Here is a 21,859-nt window from a genome sequence, read left to right on the forward strand (position 1 = left end):
ATTAAGTATTTGTATTGAAATAACTTTTTATAATATAAAACTTACAAACATAATGAAGAGAATATCTAGATAAGCTTTAGAATTTAAATTATTACGGAGAAGATATTACGTTAAAAAGCTGAGACTGTTCGAAGCGTAGCAAGTTTCGAAGCTTTAGTAATATCTTCGTAGTAATAATTATAAATTCTTAGCGCAATCTAGTAATTCTCGGAATATGTTTGTAAGTTTTATTATATTTTTAATTCTTTTTCAAGATAGAAGGAATACAGATAAGCTTCCTTAACTTCTTCCCCTAAAATTTTATTTAATGTGTCTTTATATAAATTAATTTGAATTTTATATTTATTTATGAAGTCTTCTTCCTCTCCCTCTTTAACATAATCAGTTTTATAATCTAAAAGAACATATCCATCCTCTTCCTCAAAGAAGGCATCTATAATACCCTGTAATCTTACTTTTTCCTCTCCATAGATTTTAGGATCAAGATTTTTTTCTATAATACTACTTGGAATCTCAGTTATAAAAGGTAATTCTCTATATACCTTTTTACCAGATTTATATGAGTTTAACATTCTCTGACCTAAATCACTTTTAAAGAATTTCTGTATTTTAAATACATTTACCACTTTTCCTTCTTCTTCTGTTAAAAGTTCTTTTTTAACCATTTTAAGAACTTCTTCTCTTATTTCATCTATATAAGTTACCTTATCTAAATCAATATGTTGCATTACAAAGTGAGTTATAGTCCCCTTCTTAGCTGCTGAGAATTCTTCCTGTCTTTCCTCCATAAATCTTGGTTTTCTTTTTATTTTTTCTTTTTTATTTTCTTCATTACTTTCATTATCAATAATATTATAACTTTCTTGCATAAACTCTTCTTCTTGATGAGCTCTCTTTAATTCAGTTACAGAAATATTTGAAGGAGTATTACAAGACTCTATATATTTATATTTAAAGCCTAGTCTATCTCTTATTTCTATAACTTCTTTTATATCTTTTTTAGATTCAATCCAATTATTACTTTCAAAAATATCAATATTATTTTTTTCTTTTTTATTGTTATTTGTTTCTAAAAGCTCACTTCTGTCCCAGCTTTTAAAACTCCAATTAGATTTATCATCTAAATTTAAAGTTATATCTCCATTACCAATATTTCTTATGGCATCTCCATCTTTATGTTTTGTTAAAGCCATGCAAATCCAATCTAAATAACTCTTTCCCTTTAAAACATTTCCAGGATTTATTCTATTATCCCCTGAAGAAGCTGAAGCTTTGCACCAATTTTCACAAGACTTTTCTAAGTCTGATACAGCACCAGTTATAATTAATTTTTCCTTAGCTCTTGTAAAGGCAACATAAAGTATCCTCATTTCTTCTGATAAAACTTCTAATTCACATTTTTTCTTTATAGCATGCTTTTGAAGAGTATCATACTTTATTCTCTTCTTAACATCTATACAATTTGTTCCTATACCTAAGGTTTCATGAAGTAGTATATCTTCTCTTAAGTCCATCTTGTTAAATTGCTTTCCTGTTCCACCTAATATAACAACTGGGAATTCTAGACCTTTACTCTTGTGAATACTCATTATCCTTACAACATTCTCATTTTCTCCAAGAATCTTTGCACTTCCCATATCTCCAGAAGACTTTTTAAGTTTATTTATGAAGTTTATAAAATTAAATAATCCCTTAAAACTAGTTGATTCATATTGCTTTGCTCTTTGGAATAGTATTCTTAAATTTGCTTGACGTTGAACTCCATTTGGCATTGTTCCAACATACCCATAGTATGATGTATCAGAATATAAGAACCAAATAAATTCATCTATTGGCATATAAGCTGCCTTTTCTCTCCACTTATTTAAATAGTCTAGGAAGTACTTACACTTTCCTTTTAAATCTTTAGATATACTTTCATCATAAGTTCCATCTACAACTTCCTTTATTATTTCAAAGAAGTATTTATCTCTATTTAATAATCTTAAATCTGCAAATTCTTCAGATGTAAATGAAAATATTGGTGAACGTAAAGCAGATAGTATATAAATATCCTGCATTGGATTATCTATTATGTGTAATAAGGCTAATATAGTTCTAATTTCAATAGTTTGAAAATATCCTGTTCCTGTGTCAGCATAAACAGGTATTCCATAGGTTCCTAACTCATCAACAAAGGTTTCTGCCCAATTTTTAGTTGCTCTAAGCAGGATAACAATATCCTTGTATTTAATCTTTCTATATTTTCCTAAATCCTTATCAAAAACCATATAGTGACTTCCATCTTCAGGATTCATTAGCTCCTTAATCTTTTTGCCAATTATTCTAGCTTCTAACTGTATGCTATCTAAATCTTCTTCCTCTTCTCCTAGTTCATCCTCATTGCTATAATCCTTGTTACCTGCTTTATTTAATATGTTTAGCTCTATATCACCAGCTACCTTTAGATTTTCTATTTCATCTATATATTCTTTCTCTACATTTTCCTCATTTAACTCCCCATAGGATGCCCCTAGGTTTAAAGCCTCTTTTTCATCATATTCAAGCTCTCCTACAGTATTGCTCATTAATGTTTTAAAGATATAGTTTACTCCATTTATAATTTCTTCTCTGCTTCTAAAGTTTTTATAAAGCATTATTTTTCTATTAGAATCTTCAAACTCTCTATAATTAATATATTTCTCTAAGAAAAGTTCTGGATTTGCCTGTCTAAACTTATATATACTTTGTTTAACATCTCCAACCATAAATACATTAGGATTTTCTACATCTCTTCTTGATACCATTCCTACAATAGTTTCTTGAATGGTATTACTATCTTGATATTCATCAACTAAAACTTCTTCAAATTTATCCTTAAATTCTAAGGCAACCTGTGAAGGTTTTATATTCCCATCTTCATCTTTATCTATTAATATTTCTAAGCAAAGATGCTCTAAGTCATTAAAATCCAAAATATCCTTTTCTCTTTTTTTATCTCTATACCTATTAGAAAATTCAATTATTAAACCACTTAAACATTTCATTAATGGATACATCTTTTTCATGCCTAAAACAGCTTCTTCTAAAGAAGTTTCAAAAACATTATCCCTTAAATTTTCTATTATTTTTTTGCTTTCATCTCTAAGGCTTTTAGTTTTTTCTAAGGCTCTTTCATCATCAACACTAGCTTTTCTAACTGATTTTAGTCTTCCAAAGCTTGCTCCCATAAGCTTATTATAAAACTTTACTATTCCTTCACTTAAAGCAATTCTAAGCTCTTCAACTTGAATTATTTCAGGATATATATTGACTAAATAAGGCTCAAGTCCTCCCCCCATTTCAGCTATATCCCTAGCTTGAGTAAGCATTGAATAGGCATTATTTAAATCTAAAATTATACTTTCCTTTAATACCTCTATCCACTTCTTACCTTCAAGTTCCTCTATAGAATTTATATTAAATTCTTCTACCTTATCATTTAACCAAGCCTCTGGCCAAGGACCACTCATTATAAAATTATAGAATTTTAATATTATGCTATTTAAATTATCATCACTTTTGCTTCCACCATAAGCCTCAACTAAATCTTTAAAGCAATCATCATCCTTAGCATACATATCCTCAAAAAGGTCAGCTAAAATATCTTGCTTTATAAGTTCACATTCTGTTTGATCTCCTATTCTAAACCCTGGGTCTAAGTCTATTAAGTGGAAATTATTTTTTATAACTTCTAAACAAAAAGAATGCATAGTTGTTATACTAGCTCTATTTAAAAGAGCTAATTGTCTTTGAAGCACTTCAGAACTAGGATCCTTCTCCAAAGCTTTAGATATCGCATCACCTATTCTCTCTCTCATTTCAGAAGCAGCAGCATTAGTAAATGTAACAACTAGTAACTTATCTATATCAACAGGATTTTCTCCCTCTGTTATCATTTTTATAATTCTTTCAACTAATACAGCAGTTTTTCCTGAGCCAGCCGCAGCCGCTACTAAAAGGTTGCATTTTCTAGTATTTATAGCTAATTCTTGTTCTTCAGTCCATTTAGTCCCCATTTACTTCACCACCTACTTTTTCATTTATACTCTTCCATATCTCTTCATCTTTTTTCTTTGGAATAACTTTATATCTATTGTCTTCTAAACTAGAATCAAACTGGCATATATGTGAGTAGTTGCAATAATCACACACTATATTTTTATTTTCCTTACATGGTTCTATATCAATTTTACCTTCTATCATGTTTTGGCATATCTCAATCATTTTTTCATTTACATACTTTCTTAATAATTCAAACTGCTCCATGGTTATTAAAGCTTTATTTTTCCCTAAATCCCCAGCCTTTTTCATATTTGCAGGTATTATAAGAGAGTGTGTTCCAGGTTCTAAAGTATTATCCATTGCCTTAACAACTTTTACGTCGTCTAGTAAAAGACCTTCTAATTTTAACTCTTTTAAAACCTCACTTTTTATTTCTTCTTCTGTTAAATCTCCCTTAGACTTTAATATAGGGTCATCTATTCTAAAATAAAGTATTGCGCCTGGCATAGCTTGATTTTCAACTATATTTTCTGAATTATTTATAAGTGCATCTAAGTAAACTAAAAGTTGCATTTGGAGTCCATTATAAAATTTATTTAAATCAAACTTTTTAGAACCAGTTTTATAATCTATAATTCTTAAATATGTTTCACCATCTAAATTTAATTTATCAACTCTATCTATTCTTCCATTTAAATAAAAACTTTCTCCTGAAGGAAGGTCTAGTTTTATTGAGTTCACATCTTTAGAAAATCCAAAAGCCAATTCATTTTTATAAATTTCAAAATCACTTCTCTTCATTTGTTCACTAATTACCATAACTGATTTTGTAAGAATTCTCTTAAATCTATCTGTAAAATAAGAATATCTCTTTGAACTATTTAATATGGATGACTTATTGTTTTTAACCTGATTATCAACTAAAGAATTTATTATGTTTCTACAATTCTCCTTGCTTAAATCACTCCACTTTAAATCTTTTTCTTTAATTTCATTGGTAAACTCATCTAATATTTCATGCATAAAGCTACCTAAATCAGGTGCTGTAAACTCATATATTTTTCTGTCCTTAGCTTTTAATCCATATTGTATATAGTAAGCAAATGGACACTGGGCATATCTCTCTAATCTTGAAACGCTTAGTGAAATTTTATTTTTATTATCTTCATAAAGCTTTTTAGCCTTTTCCTTGGAAATATTATTTTCTAAATTAGTGTATTCAAGCCCCTTCCTTACATACTCTATTCTTTCTTTCCACTTAGGTTCTCTTAAATACCAATCATAAACATATTTCCAATAGTCCTCTATTTCAGCACCATCATAATTTTTTCTAATTGCTATCATAAGCTCATTTAAAGTAGGAATTTTAGCAGAAATCTTATCATACTTATCATTTACTAATTTAAAGCCTTCACTTTCTTCCTTTACATTTGGAAGTATCTTTTTAAGTCTATGAACTATAATAGAAGGTCTTTGAGATTTACCTTCAAAATCTGCTAAAGGATAAGTAACAACTAAGTATTCCTCTGCTATGGTAAAGGCTGTATAAACTAAAAATTGCTCTTCAAAGATTTTTGTTCTAGTATCTGAAGCTAGTGAAATCCCTTTTTCAAGTAAAATTTCTCTATCATTATCTGATAATATTCCTTCTTCTTTGCTAGCTGAAGGGAGCACCCCATCATTTACTCCTATAATGTATAAAGCCTTTGTTCCCCTACTTTTTATTCTTGTTATATCCCCTATGTTTACTTGATCTAAGGCTACAGGAATTAAACCCATTTCATATTGAGATAATCCAATATTTAATACTTTCATAAATTCATCTAAATTCATAACTTCATTTCCTAGAACATCAACTGCTTGCTCTAAAACATCTATGAAAATATCTCTTACCTCAGAATATTCCTTTGCCTCAATTGCCATATCATTTTCCTTGAAATACTCAACATATTTATCTATGGTATCCATAATATCTAATTTAGAGTCTAAAAATTCATATAAAATTGTGGCAAATTCCTTTAAGGTTTTCTTTCCTTTACACTGCTTATTAAACTCATCTAAAGGAGTTACTATAGTCTCTCTAATATCATTTAATCTTTCTAATCTTTGCTTATTTTCCTCTGATACCTCTTCTTCTTTTAAAATGCTAGAACTATAGTTAACCCATTCTTCCATCCACTTTTTACCCTTTATTCCATAGGCCAATACATAGTTTTCTAGTTCATCAATAAGCTCTGCTCCTTCAACCCCTCTAAACTCTTTAATAAGTCCAGTTTTAAGATATTTAAACATGCTTTCATAAGTCCAATTCTTGCTTATTATATCTACTGCTGAATTTATAAAAACAATAAGTGGATTACTAGCTATATCTATCTTTTTATCTATATAATAAGGAATCTCATATTCTGCAAAAATAGCTGATACAACCTTCTCATAATTATCTACATCCCTGCATATTACTGAAATATCCTTAAATCTGTATTGCTTCTCTCTAACAAGTCTTAATATATCCTTAGCTACAAACTCTATTTCATCATAGTTATTATTTGCTCTATAAAGCCTTAAACTATTATTTTTCCCTCTATACTGTTTAAAAGGATATGCATAGAGTTGCCTTTCTATATGTGCTAATTCCTTATTTTCTTTGAATCTATAGGAAATATCCTCATTTAAATTAATATATCCATTAAAAGCAATTCCTTCTTCTTGTATTAAATTCATTAATCTTTTTTCTGTATTTTTTGTAGCAACAAAAAGATCACTTTCCCCTTTAGGTGAATTTACTTCATCTATGGATAAAGTTATGTTAACACTTTTAGCTCTTTTTAATAATTTTCCTATAACACTTAACTGATTTGGAGTAAAGGAACTAAACTCATCTATCCAAATCTCAGCTCCATCATATAAAGAACATCCATCTAACTTCTCATTTAATAGTAAAAGTTGATCCTCTTCATCAACATATCCCTCATGAAGTCTTGAGTTAAATTCATTAAAAACATCCTTTAATTCTTCCATCTTCATTTTTAGATTTTCATCTTCTATTTCATTAATAGTTAAATCTAAAACTTCATTATTAACATTATACTTTTTAAACTCAGTTATTGTTTTTGATGCTATGTCTATAAAACCCTTTTGTCTAGAAGCATTTTTAAACACAGTCATATTATCCCCTAAATCTTCTAGTACCTTAAAAATAAGCATGCTTTTACCAGCATCCCCCATAATAGTTCTAGTTGCTCCTCCACACTCATTAAAAACATTGTGAGCAAGTCTTTTAAAACTAAGAACCTCAGCATTTAAAACATACCTTTCTCCTATGGCATTTAACACTTTATTCTCAGTCTGAAAAGTAAATTGTTCTGGAACAATTAAAATTAATTTATTGGTAGGTGAATTATTTATTTTCTTTTTTATTTGATTTATACAAAAAGTACTTTTACCAGTACCCGCTCTTCCATATATAATTTTTAAGCCCATATTTACACCTCGAAATTTATTTATATATTTCCAAATTATTACCTCTTATAATAACATTTTATACTTAATTATGCCTTTTAAATAGCAATATGACAAAAAAAATATATAAGGTATTTTATTATAGAAATAGATTACAATACATTATATAATAATGGTGAAATCATAAATAATCATAAAGATGGTTATTAACCAATAAGGGGTGTTTTAAATGAAAATAGGTGATACTTTCAAAAAATTTATGGATACTACAGCTGAAATTGAAACTAAGCTTGGCAATCCAATGGCATGTTTTCTTGAAGAGCAAGAGAGAGAAGAAAAAGAGAAAAAAGCACACCATAAAGAAGTAAAAGCTAAGGGAAAGAATGATAATTAAAATATAATTTATTAACATAAAAATTGAAATTATCAACAGAAAATATAAAACTCTAATGTTTTTTGTGTATAACATTAGAGTTTTTTCTTTAATAATTTTCTATTCTAATAGGTCCACCTATAATATCTCTTCCAACAAAAAGTGATCCCTTTTCATCAGCCTTTATTGTCCACTTTATAAGTGAAATCTCGCCCCTCTCAATTTCTATAGCTGTAATAGTTCTAGGTAATACACAGCACCCTATGTTAAAGTATGTTGATTCATTCCTACTCTTAGGAAATAGTGTTTTATGCGTATGTCCTAAAATAACTCTAGTTTTATTTTCCTCTGCCCACTTACTTATTTTCTCATCAAATAAATTTCTTTTATTATTACTTTTTGCAGGACTTGTAGGATCTTTAAATCCCATAAAAGCCTCTAAAATAGCCCAGACATATCTCACTAAAAATTTTGATAAAAAGGCTAATTCATTATTTAAAAAGTCTATTTGATGACCATGAATTACAAAAAAATCTTTTTTACTTTCTTCATGCACTAGTACTAAAGATTCATATATCTCTAAAGTACTATAAAAATCTGAAGCAGAGTGATTAAATCTATTTCTTCTCTTGTTTTTCCTTAAAAACTTTATTTTACTCTTATCCTTATCATGATTTCCATATATCATATAAAGTCTATTTTTTTCTTTAAATTCTTCTAAAACTTCATAGATCTCATAATTCATATCATATATCTCTTGTATATCTTTAAACTTCCATAATTCATCACCATCTCCAACTTCTATATAAGTAAATTTATTTTTATAATAATACCTTATAGCTGATAGATAAATGTTGATATTAGGAGCTAAACTATCTTTATATGTTCCATCTCCCCTATGACAATCACTAAATAAGACTATTTTAGAATTACTATTAAAAATAATTTCTTTAGAATTATTTTTAATATCATTTAGTTTTTCAACTTTCATTCATAACTCCATAAAATACTGCTTCATATATATTTATATTTTTCTTACATTGATATATTCTCTATGCTAACTAATTTAAAGTTAATTAAAGATAAATATAACTTAATTACTTCTTCTTAAGAATAATATTATATTAAATTAATAAAATCTCATAAAAACTCTTTATTTTAATTACTCTTAATTACTTAAATTCAAATTTATGGTATAATATTTTTTAATTAAGGAGGGGAAATCTATATGAGTACATTTCTTTATTTTATATTTTTTACTTTTATTATTTATATATTACTTACTGGATTTTTTAAAAAGGTTTTTAAGGAAGCTTTTATTGAACTTTTAAATGAAGATAATGAAAAGCTTAAGCTATTTATTAAGGAATGTCTTAGAGAACATGACTTCTCTAAAAGAAATAAAAATTAAGCAAAAAAAAGCATCTAGTAAAACTAGATGCTTTTGGCGGAGAATCCGGGATTTGAACCCGGGCGCCGGTTGCCCGACCTACTCCCTTAGCAGGGGAGCCTCTTCAGCCACTTGAGTAATTCTCCACTTGTGGCGGAGAGAATGGGATTCGAACCCATGGTACGCTCACACGCACGCCGGTTTTCAAGACCGGTGCCTTAAACCAACTCGACCATCTCTCCATGTTTGACACATTTATTATTATATCATTTTCATTTTATATGTCAACTATTTTTTTATAAAAAAAGATACTATTTTTTATTCCATTATAGTATCTTTTTTCTTAATAATTATTTTAATGGTATCTTCATAAATAATACCCAAGTAAATACTGTTAAAAGAAATCCTATTATATTTAATATTAATGGTAATTTACCTTCATTGTGCTTTTTAAAAGCTATGTAACCAGCAATAATACCAGGAATTGAAAAAGGTAATCCTACAATAAAAAAGTATAGTGCTGCAAAAATACTACTCCATCCTAAATATAAAGATAGTGTATATGCTGTTGATCTTTTTGGTTTTTTAGGTCTAACTGGCCCTGATGATCCTTTCAAAATATCTCCTCCCAATAAAATTCATATAATTAAATTATACATTTTTAACTACAAACAAGATTATATTATCTATAAATTTTATATTAACAATTTTTGTATTTAATAAATTATAAAAATATTTTGCTTAAACCTGTTTTTTTAAGACTTATTAATTACATAAAGAAGTTTATCTAAAATACTCTATAAAGTAAATGTCTCTTCAAATTATTTTTTATTTTACATTAAACATAAATAAAAGCACCTAGTAAAACTAGATGCTTTGGCGGAGAATCCGGGATTTGAACCCGGGCGTCGGTTGCCCGACCTACTCCCTTAGCAGGGGAGCCTCTTCAGCCACTTGAGTAATTCTCCATAATATCCCATTTTTATTTTTTATAAAAAAAATGGCGGAGAGAATGGGATTCGAACCCATGGTACGCTCACACGCACGCCGGTTTTCAAGACCGGTGCCTTAAACCAACTCGACCATCTCTCCGCGGTACGATAATTATTATATCAACGGTTTAAATTTATGTCAATACTTTTTTTATAAAAAAATAAAAATAAAAGATACTATATTTGATTTAAATACAGTATCTTTTATATAAAATTTAAAACCTATACAAAAATAAGTTTATTATCTATCCTTACAGCAATATTTGCAACCACATCCAGGTCTTCCTGGTTTGTCAGGTTTTTCTGGTCTTTCAGGTCTTTCATTATTTTTGCATTTTTTATAGCATTCAATTGTAGCAAATAAGTGTTTAAAAGCTTCAAAAACTGTTTTGTCTAATTCCCTATCTAGTTCCATTGCTTCACAGAATAAAGATTTTTGTTTTTTTCTTAAACATTCTAATCTTTCTTCTAATTCATCAATTTCTTTTTGAATATATTTTACACCTTCAAGTTTTTCTTCAACTGCTTCATTAAGTTCAGCAGATTCTCTAGTTAACTCTTCAGCTACTTTCTCTAACTTTCTACATTTATGACAATTATCCTCATATTTATCCCAATTACATTCACAATTACATTTATAGTTATATTTACAATTATCCATAATAATTACACCTCACTTTTATTTCACCTAATTTATACTATGTTAATGATTTATTTTTTGACACAAAAATAAAAAAAACGGTATTAAAATACCGTTTTTTAACTCTATACTAAACTTATTTATTTTAATATATAACCATAAATCTAATTATATATTTCTTCTAAAAGAAACTGTAATTATTTTAGTAAATCACATCTCATATATTCTTTTAAAGCTTCTGGTATAACTACTGATCCATCTTCTTGTTGATAGTTTTCTAATATAGCAGCTACAGTTCTTCCAATAGCAACCCCTGATCCATTTAATGTATGAACAAATTGTGGTTTTTCCTTTGGAGAATTTTTATATTTAATGTTAGCTCTTCTAGCTTGGAAATCTTCAAAGTTTGAACAACTTGAAATTTCAACATATCTATTGTAGCTTGGCATCCAAACTTCTATATCATATTTTAATGCAGCAGTGAATCCTAAATCACCTTTACATATTCTAACTATTCTATATGGTAATCCTAAACCTTGTAATACAGATTCAGCATCTTGAACTAATTTATCTAATTCTTCATAGCTTTGCTCAGGTTTACAGAACTTAACTAACTCAACTTTATTAAATTGGTGTTGTCTTATAAGCCCTCTTGTATCTCTTCCTGCTGAACCAGCTTCTGCTCTGAAACAAGCACTATATGCAGCATGTTTTATTGGAAGTTTATCTCCCTCTAAAGTTTCATTTCTGTACATATTAGTTACAGGAACCTCAGCTGTTGGTATTAAGAAATATCCATTGTTTTCTACTTTGAAAGCATCTTCTTCGAATTTTGGAAGTTGACCAGTACCAGTCATACTATCTCTATTTACCATGTATGGTGGTAATACTTCAGTGTATCCATTTTCAAATGTGTGTTTATCTAAGAAGTAGTTTATTATAGATCTCTCTAATCTAGCACCCATTCCTTTGTAAACTGTAAATCTTGATCCAGCAACCTTTCCACCTCTTTCGAAGTCTAAAAGATCTAAATCTGTTCCTAAATCCCAGTGTGCTTTTGGTTCAAAGTTGAATTTAGTAGGTTCTCCCCATCTTTTTATTTCAACATTGTCCTCATCAGTTTCCCCTTCTGGAACAGCTGGGTTTGGTATATTAGGAATTCTTAGCATGATGTAGTTAATTTTATCGTTTAACTCAGCAACTTTAGCATCATCAGCCTTTATTTTATCCCCTATTTCTCTCATTTCAGCCATTACTTCTGTAACGTCTTCTCCAGCTTTTTTTCTCTTTGGAATTTCAGCTGATACTTCGTTTCTTTGTTTCTTTAAAGCCTCAACATCAACTAAAATTTTTCTTCTTTCTTCATCTAAAGCTATAACTTCGTCTATAACATTTACATCAAAGTCTTCTCCTCTATTAGATAAAGCTTTTTTCACTTCTTCAGTATTACTTCTTAACTTTTTTAAATCTAACATTGCCATTCTCCTTTCAAGAACCTTATTTATATTTAAAATTTTATTAACTAAAAAAATATATAAAAAAGGAGCCTCCATTCCCTATAAAAAGGGACGAAAAGACTCCGCGTTGCCACCCTAATTGATAAAATCAAAAAAAGATTTTATCCTCTTAAAAACTTTAACGGTTAATTCCGTACTGCTCATCACAGTCCCTCACAGGTGGATTCATGAAAATATTGTACTAGTTCACACCAAAACCACTAGCTCTCTGAAAGCAATATATAACATTACTAGCCTGATCAACGGTTTATTATTAATTTAAACATAATATATAAAAAATATACTTTAATATTTGCTTTTTGTCAATTCTTAACTATCTTTTGGTAGATTTTTTGTGCATATAATGTCTACGCCAGTATTCATTATATTTTTGCATACCACATTTCCACTTTTAGTTGGCACTCCAACGTATAATCTACTTAAAACATTTGAAAAATCAATCCACTTAGATATCTCAACTGGTTTATTACTTTTTACAGGAACTACATTATATTTTTTAGATCCTCTAACTCTTACCACACTAGTAAATATATCTTTATGCATTAAACCACCCCTTTAGACTCTATCAAATTCCTTAATTCTAGATGCTAAAACCTTGGAATTCTTTGAATCCTCAACTATTTCTGTTGGCTTTTTTTCAAGCTCTCTTGCTAATATATTTATTATTTTGCTTATACAGTAAGCTCCATGACAAGTTCCAAAGGTAGCACCTGTTCTTCTTTTTACACCCTCAACAGTTCTTGCCCCTAGTGGACGTCTTATGCAGTCTACAATTTCCCCTTCACTAATACCATTACAAAGGCATACTATCTTTCCATACCTCTTATCTAAAGATATAAGTTCATTTCTCTCCTCATTAGATAATTCTCTAAAACGATAGAATTCCCTTCTTTTATCTACAAAGTTTTTATTTAAACTACAATTTAATTTATCTATTATCTCATCACATATTATCTTAGATACAGCTGGGGCTATAGTAACCTCTCCATAGTGATTACCCATAACCTTTATATATCCCTTATTTTTTCTACTATCATCTATAATTAGTCTATCCTGATTATGATTATCATAAAAAATATCCTTAACATGTTTTCTACTAATGCTATTTATCATCTCTTTAGCTATTTTTAATGATTTCATAAATCCTAATGAATTATTTGAGTTTATTCCTATTAAAGTATCCCCATTAACAGTATTCTTTTGAATTATAAACTCCTCTTCATTTTTTAATTTAACAACTATATTTGATGTTTTCTCTTTTATTTCATCATTTAATAATAGATAATATGTTTTTAAAGCATTTTTTTGTTCATAATCCTTATCTTGATCTATAGTATAATGTTCACTTGGAGTTGTGTTTATAACAAATCTACAAGTAAATTTATTCTTATTTGTAGTTACTTTAAAGCCTTTAGCTATACTTTGAATATCTAAAACTACTTCCTCTAGTCTAAAGCTTACTCCATTATCATAAGCTATTTCAGCAAATCCTATAGCTAAATCATATGGACTTGTAACAGCTATATTTTCTGAATACATAGCTTTCTTTATTTCACCTTTATAATTAGGTTCTATTTCTCTTGCTCTTTTTTCATCAATTAAATAAATATTATTTATTCCTCTTGATTTAGCTCTCTTATAGTTCTCTTCAATTATTCTAACTGTTTCATCATTATCAGCTATAGTTAAATGTCCTACCCTCTTAAATGGAACATTTAATTTTTTAGTTATTTCAGGTAACATCATGTTTCCCATATTCTCTAAGTAACTCATTAAATTGTCCTTACATTCAGAACCGTCATATACAATTGCTGTATTAACAAAGGAAACATCATCTGCAATATCAAAATCCTTCTCTATAAGAGCTATATTTAAGTTATACTTTGATAACTCATACGCAACAGAGCATCCTATGATTCCTCCACCTAATATCAACACATCATAATCCATATGTTTCACCCCTAGCTCTTAGATATATTCCACTAAAAATTATATCATAAAATATATATACTATTGTAATCATTCCTAAAATTATAGCAATATAAAAAAAGAGTATTCAAGTAAATTTCTATAAAATCTTAATAAATTAAAATTAAAAAAATCCACTTAAAATACTCAAATTTATTTTATATAAATCACAATATAAAATTTTTAACTAGTCCTTAGTTATTTTTTAAGAACTAATAATTAATTTACTCTTGTGATATTTTGTTTAGAATATCTCCTAATTTATTTATAAATTCCCCATAAGTTGCCCAATCTCCATTTTTTTGAGCTTCTATAGCTTTATTAAATAAATCAGCAGCTTCCTTTACTCCACTCTTATCTGAAGTTTTTTCAGTATTTGGAGTTTCATCCTTATTTGAGTTTTTATTCTCTTCAGATGAATTATAATTAAATAGCTTTAAAAGTGCTTTTTCTATATTTTCTTCTATAACTATTTTATCTCCATTAGAAAGAATTACTCTTTTCATTTCAGGCATACTATTTTCTGAATTTGCCTTTAAATAAATTGTATTTAAATATAGTAATGAATCTTCTATAGGAACAATAATTATATCACCATATATAACCTCTGATCCCTTTCCAGCCCAAAGACTTATTTCCTTAGAAATATTAGGATCCTGTTGTATTCTATTCTTAAATAAAATTGGACTATATATAGTTCTTTGAGGAGGGAATTTATACATAACTAGTTCTCCATATTTATCTCCATCCATTCTAGCTCCTAAAAGTGCTACCATACTTTGTTTGCCTCTCATATTAAAATAATCTAGAAGCATCATTTCAACATTTTCTTCATCTGGTAATTTCGTCATAAGATAAAGGCCTTCATTTTCAGCTTCATTGTTTTTATTTTCTTTTGCCTTATTAAGAATAGATTCTTCCTTCCCTTCATCTCCTTGACTTAGGTTCTCTCCTCCATGCTTAACAACCTCTAGTGATCTATCCCATAAATCTTCCTCAGTAAATAGTTTAATAGGATCATCTACATGATATTTTGTTAATACCTTACTTTGTAATTCAAATAAGTCTTGAGGATATCTAAAATGCTCCTTTAAATCCTCTGGCATTTCTGACAAAGGTTTAAATAAACCTTTATATATTTTTAAATAACAATTAATTATAGGATCATTCTCATCTGTTACATAAAAATCTACATTTCCATTAAAAGCATCAATCACAACCTTAACTGAATTTCTTATATAGTTTACTCCTTCATGAGGCTCTGAAAATGGGTACTTATCTGTTGATGTATATGCATCCATCATCCAAACCAATCTTCCATCATGAACTACTATATATGGATCACTATCATAAGTTAAAAATGGAGCTATTTCTTGAACCCTCTTAACTATATTACGATTAAGAATTATTCTACTTTCTGAAGTTATGGAACTAGACATTAATATTTTAGGATTTCTTTCATAAATACTAAATAACACTCTATTAAAAGGTGTCATCTTTAATCCACCAGTTCCATTATAATTAAATGTATTTTCAGTATCTCCTGTTGGATAGTCAAACTCTCCTCCTTCAGTATTTACAATAACATAATCATTATCACTTTCTCCAAAATAAATTCTTGGATTTTCAAGATTAATATCTGTTGTATTTACTGTCGGTATATCTTTCATAACAAAGTCAGGTTGTCCAAATTCTGTTACACTATTAACCCTACTCATAGCTAAGCCATACCCATGGGTATATCTAAGATGCTTATTTTGCCATGTAGTCATAGAATCTCTGTTTATTTCCCTTGGAGATACAAATACTTGAGTATATTTGCCATTTATATTATATCTATCTGTGTCTGCATCATTAAATTCATAATAATTTTTTATAAGTTGAACTTGCTGATAAAAACTTAATAAAGGTCCTGTTGAATTAACCTTTAGGTTTTCAATGATATCTTTATTATCTTCTAATTTTTCACTAGTTATATTTTCGTTTGGTTCCATTTCTTTAACTTCAATCTCATCAATATTAAAAGCCTTTTTAGTAGCATCAATACTATATGAAATATAAGGTTTTTCAAGTTCCATTTCATTTGGTTTAACTACAAACTGTTGAGTAAAAATGGCTACTACAGGCTCTAAAACAATAAGTACAGCAATTGATGCAATTGATATTATAATAGGTCTAAATTTAAGCTTTAAAATTGAAATAAAAACTACTATTGAAGATATTACACAAGCTACAGCTATAACCTTATAAAATATCATTGTTATTTTAACATCTGTATAACCAGCTCCATAGGATACTCCTCTAGTACTATAAACTAAATTATATGACTTTAATAAATAGCTACACCCTATAAGCAGTGATAATACTGAAGCCAAAACTGCTAGTTGTTTTCCTGCAAACTTTCTTATTCCATAAGTTTTACTATTTATATTTATAACGTTATCCTTGTTTTGATAAATTTTATCTTTAAACCCTAAAGCTAAATATATAATAACTGTTATAAGAACTAAAATAATTATTAGGGAAATAGCTGTACTAAAAAGAGACTGTACTAAAGGTAATTTAAAGACATAAAAAGATATATCCTTATTAAAAATAGGATCTACTTCTCCAAAAGGAACCGCATTAGTAAATTGAAGAATTTTATACCACTGAGTTGTGGCAGTAGCTCCAGCTCCTAATATTGATATTACTAAATTTGATAATAAAAAGTACTTCTTAACTGACTTAAACTTAGTATCACCTACCAAGCTTCTAATACTTTTTCTCAAAGTAAATAAATATATAGCTATTACACAAAAATATAAAATAAATATAGGTACAAATAACTTACATATAGCTATAAGCTTAGTAAAAAATACATTTAAATATCCTACTTCCTTAAACCATTGAACATTAATAATAAAATTAGTTGAAACGAAAAAAACTACAACTAGAAGTAAGATACTAATAAGAACTGTATTAAGTATCTTATTTTTCAAAACTTCCCCTCCTTAAATTTTGACATTTCATATATATAAAATAAAACTTCACTAAAACTAAAATTCATATAAGTCTTAAATCTAAATAATATAATTTATATAGAGTTTTAATCTAAGCAATATAAGTTTATATAGAATATTCTTTAGATTATAGCTTATTTTCTAGACATAAAATTTATATGAAGTATTATCCTTATAATTAAAGTTAAAGTAAATTATTTAACTCCACAGAATATAAATTGAAATTATTTCAACATAATTTATACTGAATATTAGCTTTAATAAAATTTATTTAAAAACTATGCACCTATTATTAAAATTAATTCATATCATCAGCTTCTTTTAATATACATAGCAATATGTTTTCACTAGATTTAATAGAGTGATGTCCTCTAATTGCTTCTACAAACTCCTTATCATAATCATCTTCCCTTAGATAATCAAATGCCTTATCACCATGATTATAATAAATATATATTGGTTTTATATTTTGAAATTTACTTATTCTATTTTTAGATATTTTTTTACCTAACACTAAAAATGACTTTGTTATTATATTTAAAGGATAATATAATTTTCCTATGTCATGTAATAATCCTAGCTTAGAAAAAATTTTTAATTCACTCTCTAAATTTATTCCTTTCCTCTTAGCTAAATTAACACAATCCTTAGAAACCTTTATAGAATGTAACTGTTCTCCTTTTTTCAATCTCTTAAATAAGCTAAACTCATAATCATTTAAGATTGATATTACATAACTATAATCTAACTCTTTAAAATTTGCAGAAATAGCCCATAAAAATTGCTTTATTCTATACGACATCTTTAGGTATTCACCTTCTATTCTCATTAAAGATATTAATACTGTAAATTATACCATATAAAGATAATTATTATATATTATCTTTCCGTTAAAATATTTATCCACTAAATACTCCTTATATGTAGATAACTTATTTGTTTTCTGTGGATAACTTGTTATTCTTTTTAAAATTTTGTGGAAAACTTTTAAGATTAGTTAAATCAATAGATTTATTTTAGATTTGAATATATTTAAGAAAAATAAAAAAACTCTAAACAAATGTTTAGAGTTTTTGGTGGAGGTAAGGAGATTCGAACTCCTGACCCCCTGCGTGCAAGGCAGGTGCTCTCCCAACTGAGCTATACCCCCAAAAATGGTGGACCTTCAGGGACTCGAACCCCGGACCTACCGGTTATGAGCCGGTTGCTCTAACCAACTGAGCTAAAGATCCATATTACCTGGCAACCACCTACTCTCCCACACAGTCTCCCGTGCAGTACTATCGGCCTCAATAGGCTTAACCTTCGTGTTCGGAATGGAAAACGGGTGTTACCCTAAAGAGCATCATCACCAGATGACATGTATATGTTATCAAATCTCTAATAATTTGTCAACATATTTTTGAAAGTTTTTGTTCTTTCAAAATTGCACATATTTAATTTACTATATTTGGTCAAGCCCTCGATCTATTAGTATCGGTCAGCTGAACATGTCACCATGCTTACACCCCCGACCTATCAACCTTGTGTTCTTCAAGGGATCTTACTAGCTTACGCTATGGGAAATCTCATCTTGAGGTTGGCTTCACGCTTAGATGCTTTCAGCGTTTATCCATTCCCGACTTAGCTACCCAGCTGTGCTCCTGGCGGAACAACTGGTACACCAGAGGTCAGTCCATCCCGGTCCTCTCGTACTAAGGACAGCTCCTCTCAAATTTCCTACGCCCGCGACGGATAGGGACCGAACTGTCTCACGACGTTCTGAACCCAGCTCGCGTGCCGCTTTAATGGGCGAACAGCCCAACCCTTGGGACCTACTTCAGCCCCAGGATGCGACGAGCCGACATCGAGGTGCCAAACCTCCCCGTCGATGTGGACTCTTGGGGGAGATCAGCCTGTTATCCCCGAGGTAGCTTTTATCCGTTGAGCGATGGCCCTCCCACGAGGTACCACCGGATCACTAAGCCCGACTTTCGTCCCTGCTCCACTTGTGGGTGTCGCAGTCAGGCTCCCTTCTGCCTTTGCACTCTTCGAACGATTTCCGACCGTTCTGAGGGAACCTTTGGGCGCCTCCGTTACTTTTTAGGAGGCGACCGCCCCAGTCAAACTGCCCACCTAACAATGTCCTGTGACCAGATTCATGGCCGCCAGTTAGAATTTCAGTACTGTCAGGGTGGTATCCCAAGGTTGACTCCACCAAGGCTGACGCCCTGGTTTCCTAGTCTCCCACCTATCCTGTACAGACAATACCAAAACTCAATGCTAAGCTACAGTAAAGCTCTACGGGGTCTTTCCGTCCAATCGCGGGTAGCGAGCATCTTCACTCGCACTACAACTTCGCCGGATTTACAGTTGAGACAGTGCCCAAGTCATTACGCCATTCGTGCGGGTCAGAACTTACCTGACAAGGAATTTCGCTACCTTAGGACCGTTATAGTTACGGCCGCCGTTTACTGGGGCTTAAGTTCACACCTTCGCTTGCGCTAAGTGTTCCCCTTAACCTTCCAGCACCGGGCAGGCGTCAGCCCCTATACATCAGCTTACGCTTTAGCAGAGACCTGTGTTTTTGCTAAACAGTTGCTTGGGCCTATTCTCTGCGGCCTACTCTCGTAGGCACCCCTTCTCGCGAACTTACGGGGTCAATTTGCCGAGTTCCTTAACTGTAATTCTTCCGCCGGCCTTAGGATTCTCTCCTCACCTACCTGTGTCGGTTTGCGGTACGGGCACTACTTCTCTCTCTAGACGCTTTTCTTGGCAGCGTGGAATCATGTACTTCGGTTCCGTAGAACCTTCCCCATCACGCCTCAGCATTATGAGAGCGGATTTGCCTACTCTCACTGCCTAAACGCTTAGACTAGCATCCAATAGCTAGCACACACTATCCTCCTGCGTCACGCCATCGATAATAACGATGGTAGTGGTACTGGAATATCAACCAGTTGTCCATCACCTACGCCTTTCGGCCTCGGCTTAGGTCCCGACTAACCCTCAGCGGACGAACCTTCCTGAGGAAACCTTAGGTTTTCGGCCTGTGGGATTCTCACCCACATCTCGCTACTGATGCCAACATTCTCACTCGTAACCAGTCCACCGCTCCTTACGGTACGACTTCAGCCCGGTTACGACGCTCTCCTACCGCTTGAACTATGTTCAAGCCCGTAGCTTCGGTGGTAAGTTTAGCCCCGTTACATTTTCGGCGCAAGATCTCTCGACTAGTGAGCTATTACGCACTCTTTTAATGAATGGCTGCTTCTAAGCCAACATCCTAGTTGTCTTAGAAATCTCACATCCTTTCCCACTTAACTTACACTTTGGGACCTTAGCTGACGATCTGGGCTGTTTCCCTTTTGACCACGGATCTTATCATTCGTAGTCTGACTGCCGAGCTCAAAGTATGTGGCATTCGGAGTTTGATAAGGTTCGGTAAGCGCTATGCCCCCTAGCCCATTCAGTGCTCTACCTCCACTACTCATACTCGACGCTAGCCCTAAAGCTATTTCGGAGAGAACCAGCTATCTCCGGGTTCGATTGGAATTTCTCCGCTATCCACAGCTCATCCCATGCTTTTTCAACAGCAACGTGGTTCGGTCCTCCACGAGGTTTTACCCTCGCTTCAACCTGGCCATGGATAGGTCACCCGGTTTCGGGTCTACGGCATGCAACTAGTCGCCCTATTCAGACTCGGTTTCCCTTCGGCTCCGTACCTTAAGTACTTAACCTTGCTACATACCGTAACTCGTTGGCTCGTTCTACAAAAAGCACCTCATCACCCTCATAAGGGGCTCTGAGCGGTTGTAGGCACACGGTTTCAGGTTCTATTTCACTCCCCTCCCGGGGTTCTTTTCACCTTTCCCTCACGGTACTGCTTCACTATCGGTCATCAGGTAGTATTTAGCCTTGGGAGGTGGTCCTCCCTGCTTCCCACAAGGTTTCACGTGTCTCGTGGTACTCTGGATCATAACTCGTGGTCTTCTCGTTTCACTTACAGGACTATTACCTTCTACGGTGGAACTTTCCAGTTCTCTTCAGTTACAATAGCCTCCACTTTGATGCTATGTCCACAACCCCGGAAACAAGTTTCCGGTTTGGGCTCTTTCCCTTTCGCTCGCCGCTACTAAGAAAATCGATTTTTCTTTCTCTTCCTCCAGGTACTTAGATGTTTCAGTTCCCTGGGTTACCTTCATTAAGCTATGTATTCACTTAATGATACATGGGGTTTCCCATGTGAGTTTCCTCATTCGGAGATCTTCGGATCTCAGGCTATGTGCGCCTACCCGAAGCTTATCGCAGCTTATCACGTCCTTCATCGGCTCCTGATGCCAAGGCATTCACCATGCGCCCTTTGTAGCTTGACCTATATTAGTTATAGTTCTCATTTTACAAAGAATAGAAATTGGTTTTGCCAATTTGGCTTGTTGTTTCTATAAATTAAATTATGTGCAATTTTCAAAGAACAATTTTGAGAGATAGTCTCTCAAAATTAAACAGAGATATT

At 31.2% G+C, this 21,859-nt stretch carries 12 protein-coding genes, 6 tRNA genes, 2 rRNA genes and 1 other annotated feature; of the genes, 2 read left to right on the forward strand and 18 right to left on the reverse strand.

The features are described from left to right. Positions 1–230: 230 nt before the first annotated feature. Complete coding sequence (gene addA / locus I6G60_RS01500) at positions 231–4,037, reverse strand: helicase-exonuclease AddAB subunit AddA (RefSeq protein WP_096071784.1); 3,807 nt, start codon at positions 4,035–4,037, stop codon at positions 231–233. Then, entirely contained in the window at positions 4,027–7,503 is a 3,477-nt protein-coding gene (gene addB, locus I6G60_RS01505; protein ID WP_003458184.1) for a helicase-exonuclease AddAB subunit AddB, read from the reverse strand. Before addB ends, addA begins: the two co-directional genes overlap by 11 nt. A gap of 208 nt (positions 7,504–7,711) precedes the next feature. Between addB and I6G60_RS01510 the strand changes: the two genes are divergently transcribed. Continuing rightward, positions 7,712–7,876 (forward strand): hypothetical protein, encoded by a 165-nt coding sequence (locus tag I6G60_RS01510; protein WP_003450864.1) that lies wholly within the window; start codon positions 7,712–7,714, stop codon positions 7,874–7,876. An 88-nt stretch (positions 7,877–7,964) separates the two neighbouring features. Here the strand turns inward: I6G60_RS01510 and I6G60_RS01515 are convergent, their stop codons facing one another. After that, positions 7,965–8,846 (reverse strand): metallophosphoesterase, encoded by an 882-nt coding sequence (locus I6G60_RS01515; protein ID WP_003450881.1) that lies wholly within the window; start codon positions 8,844–8,846, stop codon positions 7,965–7,967. A gap of 237 nt (positions 8,847–9,083) precedes the next feature. Between I6G60_RS01515 and I6G60_RS01520 the strand changes: the two genes are divergently transcribed. After that, complete coding sequence (locus tag I6G60_RS01520) at positions 9,084–9,266, forward strand: hypothetical protein (RefSeq protein WP_003450940.1); 183 nt, start codon at positions 9,084–9,086, stop codon at positions 9,264–9,266. A gap of 34 nt (positions 9,267–9,300) precedes the next feature. Here the strand turns inward: I6G60_RS01520 and I6G60_RS01525 are convergent. The 15 genes from I6G60_RS01525 to I6G60_RS01595 all read right to left on the reverse strand — a co-directional run bounded on the left by I6G60_RS01525 (position 9,301) and on the right by I6G60_RS01595 (position 21,719). Further along, positions 9,301–9,391: transfer RNA gene (locus tag I6G60_RS01525), tRNA-Ser, on the reverse strand. Positions 9,392–9,396: 5 nt separating this feature from the next. After that, a tRNA-Ser gene (locus I6G60_RS01530) sits at positions 9,397–9,487 on the reverse strand. Positions 9,488–9,595: 108 nt separating this feature from the next. Next, on the reverse strand, positions 9,596–9,862 hold the full coding sequence (locus I6G60_RS01535) for a hypothetical protein (RefSeq protein WP_003450912.1): 267 nt from the start codon (positions 9,860–9,862) through the stop codon (positions 9,596–9,598). A 260-nt stretch (positions 9,863–10,122) separates the two neighbouring features. Beyond that, a tRNA-Ser gene (locus tag I6G60_RS01540) sits at positions 10,123–10,213 on the reverse strand. 33 nt (positions 10,214–10,246) lie between these two features. Further along, a tRNA-Ser gene (locus I6G60_RS01545) sits at positions 10,247–10,337 on the reverse strand. Between the two features lie 141 nt (positions 10,338–10,478). Continuing rightward, positions 10,479–10,898, reverse strand: a complete 420-nt coding sequence (locus I6G60_RS01550) for a hypothetical protein (protein WP_003450960.1) — start codon at positions 10,896–10,898, stop codon at positions 10,479–10,481. Positions 10,899–11,074: 176 nt separating this feature from the next. Then, positions 11,075–12,352: a serine--tRNA ligase gene (gene serS / locus I6G60_RS01555; protein WP_003450982.1), complete on the reverse strand. Its 1,278-nt coding sequence runs from the start codon at positions 12,350–12,352 to the stop codon at positions 11,075–11,077. 86 nt (positions 12,353–12,438) lie between these two features. After that, positions 12,439–12,646, reverse strand: a binding site (T-box leader). A gap of 57 nt (positions 12,647–12,703) precedes the next feature. Continuing rightward, positions 12,704–12,937 (reverse strand): DUF1667 domain-containing protein, encoded by a 234-nt coding sequence (locus tag I6G60_RS01560; RefSeq protein ID WP_003450903.1) that lies wholly within the window; start codon positions 12,935–12,937, stop codon positions 12,704–12,706. Positions 12,938–12,949: 12 nt separating this feature from the next. After that, on the reverse strand, positions 12,950–14,344 hold the full coding sequence (locus I6G60_RS01565) for an NAD(P)/FAD-dependent oxidoreductase (protein ID WP_003458179.1): 1,395 nt from the start codon (positions 14,342–14,344) through the stop codon (positions 12,950–12,952). A gap of 242 nt (positions 14,345–14,586) precedes the next feature. Further along, positions 14,587–17,343 (reverse strand): UPF0182 family protein, encoded by a 2,757-nt coding sequence (locus I6G60_RS01570; RefSeq protein WP_164808904.1) that lies wholly within the window; start codon positions 17,341–17,343, stop codon positions 14,587–14,589. Between the two features lie 319 nt (positions 17,344–17,662). Further along, a complete protein-coding gene (locus I6G60_RS01575; RefSeq protein WP_025648869.1) occupies positions 17,663–18,166 on the reverse strand; it encodes an HD domain-containing protein in 504 nt (167 codons plus the stop codon). A 272-nt stretch (positions 18,167–18,438) separates the two neighbouring features. Next, positions 18,439–18,514: transfer RNA gene (locus I6G60_RS01580), tRNA-Ala, on the reverse strand. A 5-nt stretch (positions 18,515–18,519) separates the two neighbouring features. Further along, positions 18,520–18,596: transfer RNA gene (locus I6G60_RS01585), tRNA-Ile, on the reverse strand. A 5-nt stretch (positions 18,597–18,601) separates the two neighbouring features. Beyond that, positions 18,602–18,720, reverse strand: a 5S ribosomal RNA gene (gene rrf, locus I6G60_RS01590). A 94-nt stretch (positions 18,721–18,814) separates the two neighbouring features. Continuing rightward, a 23S ribosomal RNA gene (locus tag I6G60_RS01595) occupies positions 18,815–21,719 on the reverse strand. Positions 21,720–21,859 lie beyond the last annotated feature (140 nt).

Source organism: Clostridium perfringens, assembly GCF_016027375.1.
GTDB lineage: Bacteria > Bacillota > Clostridia > Clostridiales > Clostridiaceae > Sarcina > Sarcina perfringens.

Bases quoted from the DNA above. Each gene is read 5' to 3' on its own strand.
- addA (WP_096071784.1), bottom strand. From the start codon at position 4,037: ATGGGGACTAAATGGACTGAAGAACAAGAATTAGCTATAAATACTAGA.
- addB (WP_003458184.1), bottom strand. From the start codon at position 7,503: ATGGGCTTAAAAATTATATATGGAAGAGCGGGTACTGGTAAAAGTACT.
- I6G60_RS01510 (WP_003450864.1), top strand. From the start codon at position 7,712: ATGAAAATAGGTGATACTTTCAAAAAATTTATGGATACTACAGCTGAA.
- I6G60_RS01515 (WP_003450881.1), bottom strand. From the start codon at position 8,846: ATGAAAGTTGAAAAACTAAATGATATTAAAAATAATTCTAAAGAAATT.
- I6G60_RS01520 (WP_003450940.1), top strand. From the start codon at position 9,084: ATGAGTACATTTCTTTATTTTATATTTTTTACTTTTATTATTTATATA.
- I6G60_RS01550 (WP_003450960.1), bottom strand. From the start codon at position 10,898: ATGGATAATTGTAAATATAACTATAAATGTAATTGTGAATGTAATTGG.
- serS (WP_003450982.1), bottom strand. From the start codon at position 12,352: ATGTTAGATTTAAAAAAGTTAAGAAGTAATACTGAAGAAGTGAAAAAA.
- I6G60_RS01560 (WP_003450903.1), bottom strand. From the start codon at position 12,937: ATGCATAAAGATATATTTACTAGTGTGGTAAGAGTTAGAGGATCTAAA.
- I6G60_RS01565 (WP_003458179.1), bottom strand. From the start codon at position 14,344: ATGGATTATGATGTGTTGATATTAGGTGGAGGAATCATAGGATGCTCT.
- I6G60_RS01575 (WP_025648869.1), bottom strand. From the start codon at position 18,166: ATGTCGTATAGAATAAAGCAATTTTTATGGGCTATTTCTGCAAATTTT.